Source organism: Sphingobacterium hungaricum (assembly GCF_015210005.1).
Lineage (GTDB): Bacteria > Bacteroidota > Bacteroidia > Sphingobacteriales > Sphingobacteriaceae > Sphingobacterium > Sphingobacterium hungaricum.
In genome coordinates this window covers 1,723,258-1,740,209 of record NZ_MU158698.1, presented here as the reverse complement: position 1 = coordinate 1,740,209, position 16,952 = coordinate 1,723,258, and the positions used below count along the sequence as shown (strand labels likewise).

Sequence of the window (16,952 nt, the reverse complement as noted above, 5' to 3'; positions counted from 1 at the left end):
TATGAGAAAGCTTCGGGTGATTAGTACTGCTCAGCTATGGTATCTCTACCTTTACACCTGCAGCCTATCGACGTAGTCATCTTCTACGGCCCTTTAAGGAAGTCTCATCTTGAGGCTAGTTTCGCACTTAGATGCTTTCAGCGCTTATCTATTCCGAACGTAGCTACCCTGCGATACACCTGGCGGCATAACAGGTTCACCAGCGGTTCGTCCAACCCGGTCCTCTCGTACTAAGGTCAGATCCACTCAAACTTCCAGCGCCCACAACAGATAGGGACCGAACTGTCTCGCGACGTTCTGAACCCAGCTCGCGTGCCACTTTAATGGGCGAACAGCCCAACCCTTGGGACCTTCTCCAGCCCCAGGATGTGACGAGCCGACATCGAGGTGCCAAACCTCCCCGTCGATATGAGCTCTTGGGGGAGATCAGCCTGTTATCCCCAGCGTACCTTTTATCCTTTGAGCGATGGCCCTTCCATACAGAACCACCGGATCACTATGTCCGTCTTTCGACCCTGGTCGACTTGTTGGTCTCACAGTCAAGCAAGCTTATGCCATTGCACTCCGCGTACGGTTACCAAGCGTACTGAGCTTACCTTTGAAAGCCTCCGTTACCTTTTTGGAGGCGACCACCCCAGTCAAACTACCCACCAAACAATGTCCTCGGCTAGACCGAGTTAGAAACCGGATACAGAAAGGGCGGTATTTCAAGGTCGGTTCCGCGGCTCCTGGCGAAGCCGCTTCATTACCTCCCGCCTATCCTACACATCCTGTACCCAATTCCAATGTTAAGCTATAGTGAAGGTGCATGGGGTCTTTCCGTCCCGTTGCGGGTAACCGGCGTCTTCACCGATACCACAATTTCACCGAGCTCATGGCTGAGACAGCGCCCAGATCGTTACACCATTCGTGCAGGTCGGAACTTACCCGACAAGGAATTTCGCTACCTTAGGACCGTTATAGTTACGGCCGCCGTTTACTGGGGCTTCGATTCAATGCTTCTCTTGCGATGACATCCCCTCTTAACCTTCCAGCACCGGGCAGGTGTCAGGCCTTATACCTCATCTTTCGATTTTGCAAAGCCATATGTTTTTGCTAAACAGTCGCCTGGGCCTTTTCACTGCGGCTTCTCCATCGCTGGAGGAAGCGCCCCTTCTCCCGAAGTTACAGGGCCATTTTGCCGAGTTCCTTAGCCATGATTCACTCGAGCACCTTAGGATCCTCTCCTCGACTACCTGTGTCGGTTTACGGTACGGGTTTTATTGACCTGGAGCTTAGCGGGTTTTCTTGGAAGTCTGCTTACCTGCTCTATCAGCGCCGCCGAAGCTTTGCTGTACTATTGGGTTTCAGCAGGGTCGGCGGATTTGCCTACCGTCCCTATACCTACGCCTTTTAACGGACTATTCCGTCAGTCCGCGGCAGTGTCACTACTCCGTCACCACATCGCAGTCAATAAAAGTATGGGAATATTGACCCATTGTCCATCGGCTTGCTCCCTTCGGATGCGCCTTAGGCCCCGACTAACCCTGATCCGATTAGCGTTGATCAGGAAACCTTAGTCTTTCGGTGGGCGGGTTTCTCACCCGCCTTATCGTTACTTATGCCTACATTTGCTTTTCTATAAAGTCCACAGCACATTGCCATGCTGCTTCGCCCCCTATAGAATGCTCCCCTACCAGATGCATATCTTTCAATGCAAATCCATAGCTTCGGTAATAATCTTGATGCCCGTTTATTATCCACGCCCGGCCGCTCGACTAGTGAGCTGTTACGCACTCTTTAAATGAATGGCTGCTTCCAAGCCAACATCCTAGCTGTCTGGGCAACCGGACCTCGTTAGTTCAACTTAGACTATATTTTGGGACCTTAGCTGATGGTCTGGGTTCTTTCCCTCTCGGCCTTGGACCTTAGCACCCAAAGCCTCACTGCCGGTTATATCTGCGTAGCATTCGGAGTTCGTCTGGATTTGGTAGGATTTGACTCCCCCGCACCCAATCGGTAGCTCTACCTCTAGCAGACTCAACACCGACGCTGTTCCTAAAAACATTTCGGGGAGTACGAGCTATTTCCCAGTTTGATTGGCCTTTCACCCCTACCCTCAGGTCATCCGGAAACTTTTCAACGTTTATCGGTTCGGTCCTCCAGTACATGTTACTGCACCTTCAACCTGCCCAAGGGTAGATCACAAGGTTTCGCGTCTACCTCACCTGACTATGCGCCCTGTTCAGACTCGCTTTCGCTTCGGCTGCGCGACTTGATCGCTTAACCTTGCCAGATAAGAGTAACTCGTAGGCTCATTATGCAAAAGGCACGCCGTCACAGAACTCGTCTGCTCCGACCGCTTGTAAGCACACGGTTTCAGGTTCTTTTCACTCCCCTGTTCGGGGTTCTTTTCACCTTTCCCTCACGGTACTGGTTCACTATCGGTCTCTCAGGAGTATTTAGCCTTACCGGATGGTGCCGGCAGATTCAAGCAGGATTTCTCCGGTCCCGCCCTACTCAGGGTACCACTATGCTGCAATTCTTTACCTGTACGGGACTATCACCCCCTATGGTCCTGGCTTCCCTTCCAGATTCCAGTTCATAGCTGCAATGCAATGTCGTGGCCCTACAACCCCGCACTTGCCGTAACAAGTGCGGTTTGGGCTCTTTCCCGTTCGCTCGCCACTACTTGGGAAATCATTATTATTTTCTTCTCCTACGCCTACTTAGATGTTTCAGTTCAGCGCGTTCGCGTATTATACAACATACCTTCAGTATGCTAGGTTGCCCCATTCGGAAATCTCCGGATCTGCTCACATTTGCTAATCCCCGGAGCTTATCGCAGCTTATCACGTCCTTCTTCGCCTCTGAGAGCCTAGGCATCCTCCGTGTGCCCTTATTTACTTTCTTCTCCTATAGCCCCTTTTGCTAAGCTATAAGATGCTTTTGATTGCTGTCCTCTTAGTATATAGTATATAGTATCTAGTATATAGACCGAAGCCCATTCCTATATCCTTTTTTCCTATTACTCCAGAACAGCGTCTCTACTGTTGTCTTCTCTTGTAATTTTTTTCTTTCAATATGTCAAAGAACTCTTTGTTGGGCTTTAAGCTTATCGCTCTAGCTCACAAGTGGAGAATATCGGAGTCGAACCGATGACCCCCTGCGTGCAAGGCAGGTGCTCTAGCCAGCTGAGCTAATTCCCCTTGTTTTAGTAGCTAGTAGTTAGATAACAGTAGTTAGAACGTTCATGGCTTCCTGTTAAGATGGAGAATCAATCTCCATGACATAACTGTTGTCCTTTCTAAATACTAGATACTAAATACTTCCATACTATCTTTAGTAGTCCCGAGCAGATTTGAACTGCTGACCCCTACATTATCAGTGTAGTGCTCTAACCAACTGAGCTACGGGACTAGCTTATCTTCTTATCTCTCTGGGTAACCTACTGCCAATATCTTGGGGCGGGCACTGTTTCCTGTTATAGTAATTAGTAGTTAGATAGTAGTAGTTAGAAACGTCTGCGGAAATCGTTTCCGATCATCTGCTTGCTGTTTTTGTCTAAATACTCTATACTAAATACTTCAGTACTATTCAATTTCTTATAACCATGTGTGAACGCAGCGAGCACCAAATGCGGATACTCTAGAAAGGAGGTATTCCAGCCGCACCTTCCGGTACGGCTACCTTGTTACGACTTAGCCCCAATTATCGGTTTTACCCTAACACGCTCCTTGCGGTTACATGCTTTAGGCACCCCCAACTTTCATGGCTTGACGGGCGGTGTGTACAAGGCCCGGGAACGTATTCACCGCGTCATTGCTGATACGCGATTACTAGCGAATCCAACTTCATGAGGTCGAGTTGCAGACCTCAATCCGAACTGTGAATGGCTTTGAGAGATTAGCATCATATTGCTATGTAGCTGCCCGCTGTACCATCCATTGTAGCACGTGTGTAGCCCCGGACGTAAGGGCCATGATGACTTGACGTCGTCCCCACCTTCCTCGCTGCTTGCGCAGGCAGTCTGTTTAGAGTCCCCACCTTGACGTGCTGGCAACTAAACATAGGGGTTGCGCTCGTTGCGGGACTTAACCCAACACCTCACGGCACGAGCTGACGACAGCCATGCAGCACCTAGTTTCGTGTGATTGCTCACTTATCTATCTCTAGATAATTCACTAACTTTCAAGCCCGGGTAAGGTTCCTCGCGTATCATCGAATTAAACCACATGCTCCTCCGCTTGTGCGGGCCCCCGTCAATTCCTTTGAGTTTCAATCTTGCGACCGTACTCCCCAGGTGGATAACTTAACGCTTTCGCTAAGACGCTAACTGTATATCGCTAACATCGAGTTATCATCGTTTAGGGCGTGGACTACCAGGGTATCTAATCCTGTTTGATCCCCACGCTTTCGTGCATCAGCGTCAATCATTGCTTAGATAGCTGCCTTCGCAATCGGTGTTCTGAGACATATCTATGCATTTCACCGCTACTTGTCTCATTCCGCCATCTTCATCAATATTCAAGCCCATCAGTATCAAAGGCACTGCGACAGTTGAGCTGCCGTCTTTCACCACTGACTTAATGGGCCACCTACGCACCCTTTAAACCCAATAAATCCGGATAACGCTCGGATCCTCCGTATTACCGCGGCTGCTGGCACGGAGTTAGCCGATCCTTATTCTCCCAGTACATTCAGCTATCTACTCGTAGATAGGGTTATTCCTGGGCAAAAGCAGTTTACAACCCATAGGGCAGTCATCCTGCACGCGGCATGGCTGGTTCAGAGTTCCCTCCATTGACCAATATTCCTTACTGCTGCCTCCCGTAGGAGTCTGGTCCGTGTCTCAGTACCAGTGTGGGGGATTCTCCTCTCAGAGCCCCTAGACATCGTAGCCTTGGTAAGCCGTTACCTTACCAACTAGCTAATGTCACGCGAGCCCATCCATATCCTATAAATATTTAAATACTAGATGATGCCATCCTGTATTCTTATGCGGTCTTAATCCGAATTTCTTCGGGCTATCCCCCTGATATGGGCAGGTTGCTCACGCGTTACGCACCCGTGCGCCACTCTCATCAGTTGTTAGCAAGCTAACAACTGAATCCCGTCCGACTTGCATGTATTAGGCCTGCCGCTAGCGTTCATCCTGAGCCAGGATCAAACTCTCCATTGTAAAATGTAGTGTTCGACACCTAACTATCTATAAAATAATTAGAATTGTCTTTGTTTATTTCTAATCCGATCTGACTAGGCTTAAGTTAATTTTTCGGAAGAACTGATTCTTCCTTGCGAACTTTCGCTCTCTCAAGCTACTCGCTGCGTTTACATGATCATTTTCTTAAAGAACTTCTATCGCATCCGCTTCGCGCTTCTGCTTATATAACCTCGCTATAAATAGCTCAATCTTTTCGTTGTTGTTCCCAAAATCCTTGCGATTCTGGATCCCTTCGTTTCCGTTGGGACTGCAAAGGTAGAAATCTTTTCCGAACCTCCAAAACTTTTTTTGTTTTATTTTGTTTGAACAGCCTTGCTAAATCCATTAAGCTACCCTAAGTAGATGATTAGCAAGACAAAAGCTTTTAGAAAACAATTTTAAGTTTCTTAAACTAATTTCAAATTTATTTAAGCTGTGTCTTTTTTGCTATTATTGCATATCTAATCGAATATTGAAATGGATCCTATTTACCTGGTCGATCTTTGTGGAACAATGGTATTTGCTATCTCGGGAGCTATGGCGGCTAACCGAAAGCATATCGATGTGTTTGGTGCAACCTTCACCGGATTCGTAACGGCTATAGGTGGAGGATCTTTACGAGATGTTTTTTTAAACCTTCGGCCGGTATGGGTAGATGACGGGAATTATCTTTTGGCCATTCTTATCGGGGTGATTATCTCTATTGTTGCGAACAAACAAATCGACAAACTTGCGCGGACTCTGTTTTTCTTTGATGCGATCGGAATTGGTTTCTTCTGTATTGTTGGTGTGCAGAAATCTTTATCATATGGAAGTTCGGAAGTTGCCGCGGTGGTTTTAGGTATGTTTTCGGCTGTCATGGGAGGCGTTATTCGCGATACGCTGTTGAATGAAACACCATTAATCTTTCATAAAGAAATTTATGCGACGGCCTGTTTGGCCGGCGCGATTCTCTATGTGATTTTACGTTCGGTAGGAATCGACCAGTCAGCTAATATTTTCTTCAGCGCAGCGTTAGTATTTATCATTCGCATAGTTGCTGTAAAATACAAACTATCACTGCCGAGTATAGGAAACTATAGAAATTAGGCTTTAAACCTTTCTTTTGCTGGCTTGAGGAAATTTCATTTTGTAATCCACTTTGACGCGACCTTTTGCGATAGCATCTAACTTTCCTTTGATCATGGCTTTTTTCAGCACAGAGATTTTGTCAATAAAAAGCTTTCCTTCAATGTGATCGTATTCGTGCTGAACAACTCGGGCAGCAAGACCGGATAATTCCACTTCATGCTCCTCAAAATTCTCATCCAAATAATTCAAGACAATATTCGGTTTGCGCAAAACCTCCTCATTGATATCTGGAATACTTAGGCAACCTTCATTAAAAGCCCATTTTTCACCTGATTCTTCAACGATTATAGGATTGATGATTACTTTTTTGAAATCTTTTACGCTTGCATCGCCCGGACCATCTTCGTCATCATCCGAAAAAGGAGATGCGTCAATTACGAACAGACGTATTGCCAGTCCAATTTGCGGAGCAGCTAAACCCACTCCATTCGCAGCATACATTGTCTCAAACATATCCGCTATAAGCTGCTGTAAATTAGGATAGTCTTCGTCAATCTCTTCGGTTTTTTTTCTTAAAATCGGATCTCCGTATGCAACAATAGGTAACTTCATCTTTAAATTTTTTCGTTTACAAAGGTATCAATTAATTTATTATTACGACAGCTCAACCTAACACATTGCCTATATTTGCACAAATGAGCGAACAACATTTCATTCAAAAAATAGAACAAGCTATTTTGTCAAGCTTCGATAAGAATTTGGCAATCGAAGAAATCCAAGAAGGTGTTTTTCTGCTTGTTTTGGATGATTTTGACTATGAAATCTACTGCTATGCCAATCACATTGAGCAAAGAATACAAACTCAAACTTCAAAACAATGCGTCCACTTGGATGAGGATCAAATTCACCAATCTCTTGATAAGATTGTAGCGAGGCTGAAAGGAATTATACATTGTGAAACAAAACTGTTTGCTCGAAATACGGTTGTTGCCCGCATCAATAAGAAAGTTGCATTGGAATTTCAAGAGGAGCATCATATACAACTTCCTATTTCTGGAAAATATAGGTATGGTTTGTTTTATGAAGGGGAGCTGGTCTCGATTGCGGTGTTCAGCGGAGGCCGAAAAATGATTGGGAAAGACGAAAATTATCGCTCTTTTGAGTTAATCCGATTCTGCCATAAAAACTCGATCCTTGTTATTGGCGGATTGTCAAAATTAATCAAATCCTTTGCAAAGGATTTTTCGGCAAATGACTTGATGACTTATGTCGACTTGGATTGGACGCAAAGTTCGACCTTAACGACTTTGGGATTCGAGGAAAAAGGACGAATAGAACCGCAATATTATTACGTCAGAAATAACGAGCGAATGATTTTTAAAGCAAAAGAAGATGCCCTTTTACTAAGAGAAAAAAACGGCGAAGGTTTTGTGAAAAGCAATAGCGGCAGTATAAAAATGGTTCTTGAACTTTAAAATAGATTTCTAATTACTATATTTAAATTTATTAAAACGATATCAAACTACAATCTAACAATAAAATAGTATGAAACGTAAATTACGTATGGGTATGGTTGGCGGTGGAAAAGATGCTTTCATCGGCGCTGTACATCGAATTGCAGCCTTTATGGATGGAAAAATCGAACTGGTCTGTGGTGCATTTAGTATTGACCCGGTTATTTCAAAAGAATCGGGAGAAGAACTATTTGTCTCTCCTGACCGTGTGTATGCAACCTATGAAGAAATGATTGCCAAAGAAGCGCAGCTTCCAGAAGGCGAGCGAATGGATTTTTTAACGATTGTGACACCCAATTTTTTGCATTTTGGTCCTGCCAAACTAGCTTTAGAAAATGGATTCGATGTGGTTGTTGAAAAACCAATGACCGTTTCATTGGAGGAAGCCAAAGAACTTCAGGAAACCGTTGAACGAACTGGTCGGACCTTGTGCTTGACACATACGTATTCTGGATATCCAATGATCAAACAAGCCAAAGCAATGGTGAAAGAAGGTCATTTCGGAAAAATAAGAAAAATTGTTGTTGAATATCCTCAAGGATGGTTAAGCCGTCTTTCAGAAAGAGAAGGAAATGCAGGCGCAGCATGGCGTGCGGATCCAAAACGTTCTGGAAAGTCATTGGTTATGGGTGATATAGGAACACATGCCGCGCATTTGGCTGAATATGTTTCTGGATTGAGAATCACAGAAGTTTGTGCTGATTTGAGCACAATGGTCGAAGGCCGTTTGTTGGATGATGATGGATCTGTCCTATTGCGCTTTGAAGATAAAGCGAAAGGCGTTTTGATGGCTTCTCAGATTTCTGCTGGTGAAGAAAATGCCGTTCGTATCCGCATCTATGGAGAAAAAGGTGGATTAGAATGGGCGAATGAAGATCCAAATAATCTAATCATCAAAATGCTAGACCAGCCAAGACAGCTTTACCGTACAGGAAATGCTTACGCAGCGCCATTTACGTTAAGCTCGTTTGCAACGCACAACACACGCATTCCGGCAGGACATCCTGAAGGTTTGCTAGAATCATTTGCCAATATCTACAGAAATTTTGCGTTGACTGTCTCTGCAAAAAGAGAAGGCAAGCAACCGACTCCTGAAATGCTGGATTTTCCAAATGTATATGACGGCGTAAGAGGAATGGCATTTATTGAAAATGTTGTGAATAACAATGAAGGAACTGAAAAATGGACCAAATTTGTCGTTTAAAACAAATTCATTCAATTCTTACTAAAAATCAGGCGGAAAATAATTTTCCGCCTGATTCATTATTGATTCTTTTAGGACCGACCGCTTCCGGAAAAACGTCCTTAGCCGTTGCGCTTGCGAAAGAATTTGATGCTGAAATTATTAGTGCAGATTCTAGGCAGGTCTTTCGACAGATGGATATCGGGACTGGGAAAGACCTAACTGAATACGGCGAAATTCCGTATCATCTAATCAACATCAAAGAACCCGGTGATCGCTACCAAGTCAATGAATTCCGGAAAGATTTTTTTCAAGCATTTGAAGACATCAGGGGCAGAGGGAAGCGAGCAATTTTATGTGGAGGAACGGGTTCATACATTCATTCCCTGCTGATTTCAAAACCTTATAGCCAGATTCCGAGTTCTGCAGAATTTGTAAACTCATGCCAACTTCTCAGCAAAGAAGATTTGCTTTCAGAAATCAATGCTTCTCAATTGCCGAACGATTTTATTATTGACGTAAACAGCAAAAAAAGATTAATCCGTTCGCTGGAAATCATTCAGTTCCTGAAGAACAATCCCGATTATGCATTCTCCGATTACCCTGTCGTCAAAAACTATATTGCCTTTGGATTAAACCCAGCATTATCCGAAAGGAGAGAAAAAATTAGTATACGCCTAGAAGAACGTCTTAAAGCGGGATTAATCGACGAGGTCAACAAACTCCTTGACTTAGGATTGACGCACGAGGATTTGGTGTTTTATGGTTTGGAATACAAATATGTGTCGTATTATTTACAAGGCTATTTAGATTATCCTGAGTTTCACAAAAAGTTGGAAACCGAAATCCATCGTTATGCCAAAAGGCAAATGACTTTCTTTCGCAAAATGGAAAAAGACGGCATCCAAATTCATTGGCTAGATACAGAATAAAACTCCCTTTAAAACCGATTTCTTCAACAAAATAATTGTTGAAAAATACCCACATGTAGCTATTTTTATATCGCTAACACTGCATTATATTTGTGAAAACTAGTTATTATGAAATTAACGAAAATTATTCTTGCGCTGTGGATGATTGTTTCACTGCACACATTAACAAACACTGCTGAAGCACAACACGTAGCGACGAGCAGTAGTTTTGAAGGCTTTTGGGTTGGGGAGCTGAAAGATGCCGATGATGATTCGAACACGAATTACATGATGATTCAAATATTGAATGGGAAGGGCACTCGGTACACCTATAATTCAGATACGGAAAAAATTGAACCGACCGATAAAACTAAAGAGAGCACAATGATTTTGGGCAACAATGTCTGCTACACTTGGATGAATAAAGGGGGCATTTGGAGCGAAACACAGGCACATTTAATGTCGTACATTGAGCCAGGAGCCTTATGGTGTCATTTGATTAGACAAGTGACCAATGAACAAGAAGATGAGGATGTTGCTGGAATCAACAATGAATGGAAAGTTATCTATTCGGGAAGATTGAATTTTTACAAAAATGTTGCTGAATTCCAAAAAGAATTAGATGCCGATTAGTTTTTAGCCAATCTGTTTTTAAAAAAAATGGGACTCAAGAAAATCTTGAGTCCCATTTTTTTGTTGTTCTGTCCCGCCTTATCTAAAATGCATATCTCAATCCGAGTTGGACTTGATAAGGATTTCCTGACGGAGTAGCTAATCCCGATGTATTCACGCGGTAGTTGAATTGAGCTTTCGCTGGATCAAAAGCTGGCAACGCAGGATTTGTTCCCGCAGCCGCCACGCCGAGCGCATACAAGGCTTGATTTCCTAAGGATTTATTTACTCCCCAATCTTTATTTAGCATATTCATAAAATTGAAGATTTCGGCAGAAATTTCTACGCCATGTGTTTTGTAAAAATTAAACTTCTTACTGATTCTTAGGTCCACCAAACCATAAAAGTCATTTATTCCACCGTTTCTCTGCGCAATCTCACCTTGATATTCCAAAATATAATCTTTGATGCTTGGACTCGCATCTGGATTATCCAAAATAGCTTGCAGACCTGTTTTTATATTTTCAGCTGTATTTGGGTCATTTATGTCAAAAATATAAGCCAAATCGTTGTTCGAGGTTACAAAATCTCCATTTGTGTTTCCTCCAGAATAGAAGGTATAGCGAGTTCCGCCCATTCCTGTATATCGGAAACCAACACTTATGCCATAAAATGAGGGCAAGGTTCCGAAGAAAACGACCTTATGGCGAAACTGATTATCAGAATAGGTAATTGCGCTCAAGTCGCGCGGATCATCTACGACTGGCTGTGAAAGCGTTGCGCTATTCGCCACATTTCCATTAAACGACGTGTTGTCCTTTGTATCGTTCCACGTATAGCTGAACGAGGCTTCTCCGTCCTTAAAATAGTTGTATGTTCCATCAATAGCAATTGCGAACTGATTCACTTTACCATCGCTGGTCAATTCTAAGACGCGTCCCAATTGTGTACTTTTTCGTCCAGCTTTCCAATCTGGCTGTCCATTGCTCGGCATACTTGCCAAAGGCACAAAAACACCTCTGTTACCTTCGTTCGCCAGCGTGAAATATGGATCATCCACCATATTGCGGTCGACATAAGTATAATTATTTCTAGCCAACGACATAAATCCTGTCAGACTGGCTTTGAATTTATCGCTGAAGAAGTGCGTATACGAAATATTGGCTTTGTATAATGTCGGCACCTTAGCATTTTCTCCTGTATAATTTATAAAAGGCAATTGCAAATTATCGAGTGTTGGAATTGTGCTCATGTCATTTCGGTAAGAAATAAAATCAGGAGTAGGAACGTCTGCTCCGCTCACATCAACCGTTCCAATGTTCGTTCCATCAAAGGTCAGGTTATTGATCATGACATAGTTGTTGATGTCTGACGCAAAAATACCCCCACCTAATTTGATGAAATCCGTTTGATTTTCGTTGACATCCCAAGTAAATTGAACACGCGGCTGTACGATAAACGACTGAAGTTTATTATCTGTCCTGATCCCTAATTCATCAAAAACCAATTGATTAAAAACTGCTTTTGGATAAGCTGCATAATCTAAACGCAAACCAGCTGTCATTTCTAAAGCCGGTGTTAAAAATGTTTTCATTTGGCCATACAAACCAATATTCGCGATTGTTCCTTTCACAGCGATATCATCTTTCAGCGGAACTTCGCGGTAGTAGCGGTAAGGCGCAAGGTTATCAAAAGCTTCCATTGCTGTTACCCCTGTTGACGATGTAAAATGAAAACGGCCATTCACTTCGCTTCCGTAAACAGATCCAGAACGCGTAGCCATTAGATCCACCCCGAAAGTATATTTTGCCCGATCTGTATCGTAATATAGGTTATTGACAATCTGAAATACATTGTTTCTAAAATTCTCTTGACCAAAACGATGTCCTCCCAGCTGAATCGATGTGGATAAATTGCTTCCTCCAATTTCAGAAACCACATTTTCAACAATCGCCCTAGGAATGTAGGTTTGTGTTATTTGGCTTCCTTGCGTACTGTTTTGATAGACATACAAATGCTGTACTTTCAGTTCATTTGTAATTCTTGGAGAAATCGAGGTTCTTAAAGTTGCTAGAAAGCTATTATCGAAACTTCTGTCGTTACCATACGATTCCAGTAAATTTATGCCCGAGTTATCGGCTAAACCCAGAGGATTATTGTCATAAGTCGCATTGTTTCGAATGGTCAATAGATTATCTTCATTCAATTGATAATCCAATCTTAAAAATACCGCATCTGAATTTCGGCTTTTCGGAATATTTCCAAATTGCGCATCGTTCGAAACGCCATATTTAGTACGGGCAATAGATAAGAATTGGTCCAAAGTCGATTGATTTACTTTGTACAATACTTCATCAGTTTCCGAACGGATATCGGCGATTAATAAAGAGCGATTATCTTGTTGGTGATCCCAAACCAAAAAGAAGTGCAATTTATCTTTGATGATTGGGCCACCCAATGAAAAACCATATTGATAAGTCGAATAACTCCCTAATAATTCATTTCCGCGTATATCGTAAGGACTTGTCAACCAATTTGCACGGCCATAGACAAAAGCAGAACCTGTCAATGTATTTGTTCCGGCTTTGGTCGCCGCGCTGATTGTACCTCCTCCGCTTCTTCCATACGTGACATCGTATTGATTTGTCACGACTTTGAATTCGCGGACAGCCTCCATAGAGATTGAATATGGTGCACCGCTTCTGCTTGTTGTCGCTCCGGCAGATGTTGGATTTTTTGCATTCATTCCGTCGATGGTGAAGTTTGTTGACGAACCCAATTGACCAGAAATACTGCTTCCTCTTGCCAAAGGCGATAAATCCGTTAGCGATGCAAAATTCCGCCCATTTACCGGCAATTTTTGAATTGCGCGAGCTGAAATTGCAGTCGCCGCTCCCAGGTATTCTTTTGTGTTTTTCAATGAAGTCGCGTTCACTTCTACCGCATCGATATCATAAGCTGTCGTTGAAAGTACAAAATCTACTCGCGACACATCGCCTTGATTTAACTGGATTCCAGTTTTGACGCTATTTCCTTTTTCAACATGTGAAGCATTTACCGTGTAAGGACCGCCCAAAGGCAATTGCTTAAAATCATAGCGCCCATTTTCATTGGTTTCTGTCGAAGTCGTAAAACCTGTAGATTCATTTTTCACCCGAATCGTCACATTGGCCAATGAAGCCCCCGAATCGTCGCGAACATTTCCGACAATCGAAGCCTGTGTGCCTTGTGCAGATGCCTGCTGTGAAAATAAAATGGAGAGGATTGTAATCGTAAAACTTAGCCTAATTCCACGATTAATGATGTCAACTAATTTCATTTGTAAGTTAATTAAGATATGTAAAACTATATCGGAGAGATTAACTTAGTGTTATTGAAAATTTATCTATGTATTAAGTTGTCGTAAAGGATTTGCTGTTACGAAAAAAGGATAGCTGGGCAGCTATCCTTTCTTTAATATTTTTCTTACAATTTAATTTCTTCTTCTTTGGCGTTGAAGAAACGAAATTCTGTTAAATGATAACTGGAGTTGGATGTAATCTTAATCCATTTACCAAATTTAAAAAACCATTTTACTCGTCTCGAAACAAAACCCGATTTGATGTAGGCTTCGATGTAAGGATGAACCGATAATGTGATTCCCTTTTCGTTTTGTTCTTGAAGAATAAAACTTAAGTTATTCTCAATGTCATCTAACAATACGATGCTAGAACGGATTTCTCCAGTACCTCCACAAGCTGGACATTTTTCATTTGTCACTACGCTCATTTCTGGCCTTACGCGTTGTCGAGTGATTTGAACTAATCCAAATTTACTCGGTGGGAGAATGGTGTGACGAGCGCGGTCGTCGGCCATGCATTCACGCAAATACCCAAATAATTCTTTCCGATTGGTTGGTTTGTGCATATCGATAAAATCGACCACCACAATTCCGCCCATATCTCTCAATCGCAATTGTCTTGCAATTTCTTTTGCTGCTTCTTTATTAACAAGCAACGCATTATCTTCTTGATTTTCTTTGCTCGCAATCCGGTTGCCACTGTTTACATCGATAACGTGTAAAGCTTCTGTGTGCTCAATTACTAGGTATGCGCCACCTTGTAAATTGACCGTCTTGCCAAATGACGCCTTAATTTGTTTCTCTACTCCGTAATGGTCAAAAATTGGCTCTTTGTGCTTATACAGCTTGACAATTTTCTCTAAATCCGGAGAGATTTCCTGAACATACGATTTTGTTTCTTCATAAATCGTAGAATCATTGACATATATGTGTGTGAACTCATCGGTCAGGATATCGCGAAGAATGGTAGAAGCTCTATCCATTTCTCCCAATACCTTTTGAGGAGGTTCGGCACTTTTAAGGCGTTTGGTAAATATTTCCCACTTTGAAACTAAGTCGAGCATGTCCTTTTGAAGTTCTTCAACTCCTTTTCCTTCGGACACGGTACGGATGATTACTCCAAAATTAGTAGGCTTAATGCTTTCTACTATTTTTTTAAGTCTCGAACGTTCCGCGCTTCCCTTAATTCTTTTGGATATGGAAATACTGCTAGAAAATGGAACCAATACAATAAACCGTCCAGCAATAGATAAATCCGAGCTTAATCTCGGTCCTTTTGTTGATATCGGTTCTTTCGCAATCTGTACTGGCAAAAGCATGTTTCGGGTCAAGATATCCGAAATTTTACCTGCTTTATCGATGTCCTTTTCTAATTTAAAACTATTGAGCAGCTTCTCTTGATAACTGCCGTTCTTTACTAGACGTGTATACTGCAACAAGGATTGAACCTGCGGTCCAAGGTCTAAATAGTGAAGAAATGCATCTTTTTCGTAACCTACATCTACGAATGCTGCATTTAAGCCGGGCATAATTTTCTTGATTTTGCCGAGATAAATATCTCCGACAGAAAAATTATTTCCAACCTGTTCTGTGTTTAGTTCTACAAGTTGCTTGTCCTGTAGTAAAGCAATAGTGACTCCTTTATCAGGAGTTGAATCGATAATTAATTCCTTTACCAACAGCTACATAATTATGGACTTTTACAAAATTGCTTTGCAAAATTATGTTGTCCAATGAAACATAAAACCCATTTAATGAAAAAATACAATCCATGGTACCAAACTTGTTCCCATAGATTGTATGGTGTTTTTCAAGATTACATCTTGTCAAACTTCATAAGAAACTATTTTTTCTTATGTCTATTTTTTCTTAAACGTTTTTTACGTTTGTGAGTAGCCATTTTGTGTCTTTTTCTTTTTTTTCCGCTTGGCATAGCTTTAATTTTTTTAAATGATTATAAAATAATTTGTGAATTACTTGCTTAATTCTTTAATCTGGCTGTCGATGTACTGAGACAAAGTAGGGTCTGCGGCAAGCGCTTTACTTTGTTGAAAGGAGGCAATAGCTTCGCTTTTCAAACCGATGTTTTGATAAGCTGTTGCTAAATAAAAATAAGCTTCAGCATCTGGTTTCACTTCAATAACCGTTTGAAAACGCTCGATAGCCTTATCAAATTGTTTGGATTGCAATGAAAACAAACCTAAAGTTTTATTTGCTTCTACATTCTTTGGTTCGGCTGCGACAACTTCTCTAAGCAATGCGATTCCGGCCATTGGATTATTTGTTCCCGTAACCATCGCAGCGCCTAAGCCCATTTTCGCATCCAAGTTGTTTTCATCCAATGCAATCGCTTTCTCGTAAGAATTGATTGCAAATTGTGTTAACTCCCTTACCATGACTGTATCTTGCAGATTCGCATATGCAGAACGATATGCATTCCCTGATTTCAACCAATAGTCAAATTTTGGATTGATGGTCGCCATTTCTTGATATATAAATCCTTGCGGAGCATATTTAGCGACATCGTCCCATTTATTTGCCAATTGCTGTAACAATTCCACTTTCTCGTCACCTTCAGCAGAAGCAATTTTGTTTTCCAACGCAGCGATTTCGCTAGAAATCTTTGAATTTAATCCTTGCTTCGCAATGTCGGAGACATTTTCCAGATTATAGATTGAGGCATTTTCGACCGATGAGGAAGAATTTGCACCCTTATCTTCACTTACCAAACCTGATATAGGACGCGCCAATAATACACCCATAAGAGCGAGAATCAGCACAATAACTAGTATTTGTTTGGAATTAAGCATTGAAGATGTTATTTTTTGTTATTACCTACTTTTACTTTCTCTACAAAAACCTTCGCTGGTTTGAAGCTAGGAACATAGTGCTCAGGGATAATAATCGCCGTATTTTTAGAGATGTTACGTGCAGTTTTTTCAGCTCTCTTTTTAACCACGAAGCTACCAAAGCCTCTCACATACACGTTTTCACCACCAATCATGGCATTTTTTACTACTTTGAAGAATGCTTCAACTGTTTCTTGGACGTCTACCTTCTCTAAACCAGTTTTGTTAGAGATTTCTGCAATAATTTCCGCTTTAGTCATAATAATTTTTACTGTAATTATTTATTGTTC

10 protein-coding genes, 2 tRNA genes and 2 rRNA genes are annotated in these 16,952 nt (G+C 42.0%); 5 read left to right on the top strand and 9 right to left on the bottom strand.

Annotation, left to right across the window (positions count from 1 at the left end; translation table 11 throughout):
• Position 1: 1 nt before the first annotated feature.
• From C4F49_RS10790 to C4F49_RS10775, 4 genes are all read right to left on the bottom strand, one after another.
• Positions 2-2,892: ribosomal RNA gene (locus C4F49_RS10790) — 23S ribosomal RNA — on the bottom strand.
• A gap of 222 nt (positions 2,893-3,114) precedes the next feature.
• A tRNA-Ala gene (locus C4F49_RS10785) sits at positions 3,115-3,188 on the bottom strand.
• Between the two features lie 137 nt (positions 3,189-3,325).
• Positions 3,326-3,399, bottom strand: a tRNA-Ile gene (locus C4F49_RS10780).
• Between the two features lie 232 nt (positions 3,400-3,631).
• Positions 3,632-5,161: ribosomal RNA gene (locus C4F49_RS10775) — 16S ribosomal RNA — on the bottom strand.
• The 16S and 23S rRNA genes sit together here with 2 tRNA genes alongside, the layout of an rRNA operon.
• A 498-nt stretch (positions 5,162-5,659) precedes the next feature.
• Between C4F49_RS10775 and C4F49_RS10770 the strand changes: the two genes are divergently transcribed.
• Positions 5,660-6,271, top strand: a complete 612-nt coding sequence (locus C4F49_RS10770; RefSeq protein ID WP_196935854.1) for a trimeric intracellular cation channel family protein — start codon at positions 5,660-5,662, stop codon at positions 6,269-6,271.
• Positions 6,272-6,274: 3 nt separating this feature from the next.
• Here C4F49_RS10770 and def read toward each other — a convergent pair whose 3' ends face one another.
• Positions 6,275-6,865 carry a peptide deformylase gene (gene def, locus C4F49_RS10765; protein WP_196935853.1) on the bottom strand — a complete coding sequence of 197 codons (591 nt, stop codon included), beginning with the start codon at positions 6,863-6,865 and terminating at the stop codon, positions 6,275-6,277.
• 83 nt (positions 6,866-6,948) lie between these two features.
• Between def and C4F49_RS10760 the strand changes: the two genes are divergently transcribed.
• From C4F49_RS10760 to C4F49_RS10745, 4 genes are all read left to right on the top strand, one after another.
• A complete protein-coding gene (locus C4F49_RS10760; protein WP_196935852.1) occupies positions 6,949-7,728 on the top strand; it encodes a hypothetical protein in 780 nt (259 codons plus the stop codon).
• Positions 7,729-7,798: 70 nt separating this feature from the next.
• On the top strand, positions 7,799-8,971 hold the full coding sequence (locus tag C4F49_RS10755) for a Gfo/Idh/MocA family protein (protein WP_196935851.1): 1,173 nt from the start codon (positions 7,799-7,801) through the stop codon (positions 8,969-8,971).
• Positions 8,950-9,882, top strand: coding sequence for a tRNA (adenosine(37)-N6)-dimethylallyltransferase MiaA (miaA, locus tag C4F49_RS10750; protein ID WP_196935850.1), 933 nt, complete (start codon positions 8,950-8,952; stop codon positions 9,880-9,882). The genes C4F49_RS10755 and miaA overlap by 22 nt, the downstream gene beginning before the upstream one ends.
• 108 nt (positions 9,883-9,990) lie before the next feature.
• Positions 9,991-10,494 (top strand): hypothetical protein, encoded by a 504-nt coding sequence (locus tag C4F49_RS10745; protein WP_196935849.1) that lies wholly within the window; start codon positions 9,991-9,993, stop codon positions 10,492-10,494.
• A gap of 82 nt (positions 10,495-10,576) precedes the next feature.
• Here C4F49_RS10745 and C4F49_RS10740 read toward each other — a convergent pair whose 3' ends face one another.
• The 4 genes from C4F49_RS10740 to C4F49_RS10725 all read right to left on the bottom strand — a co-directional run bounded on the left by C4F49_RS10740 (position 10,577) and on the right by C4F49_RS10725 (position 16,922).
• A complete protein-coding gene (locus tag C4F49_RS10740; RefSeq protein WP_196935848.1) occupies positions 10,577-13,792 on the bottom strand; it encodes a TonB-dependent receptor in 3,216 nt (1,071 codons plus the stop codon).
• Positions 13,793-13,938: 146 nt separating this feature from the next.
• Positions 13,939-15,492, bottom strand: a complete 1,554-nt coding sequence (locus C4F49_RS10735; protein ID WP_196935847.1) for an Rne/Rng family ribonuclease — start codon at positions 15,490-15,492, stop codon at positions 13,939-13,941.
• Between the two features lie 294 nt (positions 15,493-15,786).
• Positions 15,787-16,623 carry a tetratricopeptide repeat protein gene (locus C4F49_RS10730; protein ID WP_196935846.1) on the bottom strand — a complete coding sequence of 279 codons (837 nt, stop codon included), beginning with the start codon at positions 16,621-16,623 and terminating at the stop codon, positions 15,787-15,789.
• A gap of 8 nt (positions 16,624-16,631) precedes the next feature.
• Positions 16,632-16,922 carry an HU family DNA-binding protein gene (locus C4F49_RS10725; protein WP_196935845.1) on the bottom strand — a complete coding sequence of 97 codons (291 nt, stop codon included), beginning with the start codon at positions 16,920-16,922 and terminating at the stop codon, positions 16,632-16,634.
• Positions 16,923-16,952: the final 30 nt, after the last annotated feature.

Coding starts and splice junctions, on each gene's coding strand:
- def (WP_196935853.1), bottom strand. CDS start 6,865: ATGAAGTTACCTATTGTTGCATACGGAGATCCGATTTTAAGAAAAAAA.
- C4F49_RS10740 (WP_196935848.1), bottom strand. CDS start 13,792: ATGAAATTAGTTGACATCATTAATCGTGGAATTAGGCTAAGTTTTACG.
- C4F49_RS10755 (WP_196935851.1), top strand. CDS start 7,799: ATGAAACGTAAATTACGTATGGGTATGGTTGGCGGTGGAAAAGATGCT.
- C4F49_RS10770 (WP_196935854.1), top strand. CDS start 5,660: ATGGATCCTATTTACCTGGTCGATCTTTGTGGAACAATGGTATTTGCT.
- C4F49_RS10730 (WP_196935846.1), bottom strand. CDS start 16,623: ATGCTTAATTCCAAACAAATACTAGTTATTGTGCTGATTCTCGCTCTT.
- C4F49_RS10745 (WP_196935849.1), top strand. CDS start 9,991: ATGAAATTAACGAAAATTATTCTTGCGCTGTGGATGATTGTTTCACTG.
- C4F49_RS10760 (WP_196935852.1), top strand. CDS start 6,949: ATGAGCGAACAACATTTCATTCAAAAAATAGAACAAGCTATTTTGTCA.
- C4F49_RS10725 (WP_196935845.1), bottom strand. CDS start 16,922: ATGACTAAAGCGGAAATTATTGCAGAAATCTCTAACAAAACTGGTTTA.
- miaA (WP_196935850.1), top strand. CDS start 8,950: ATGGACCAAATTTGTCGTTTAAAACAAATTCATTCAATTCTTACTAAA.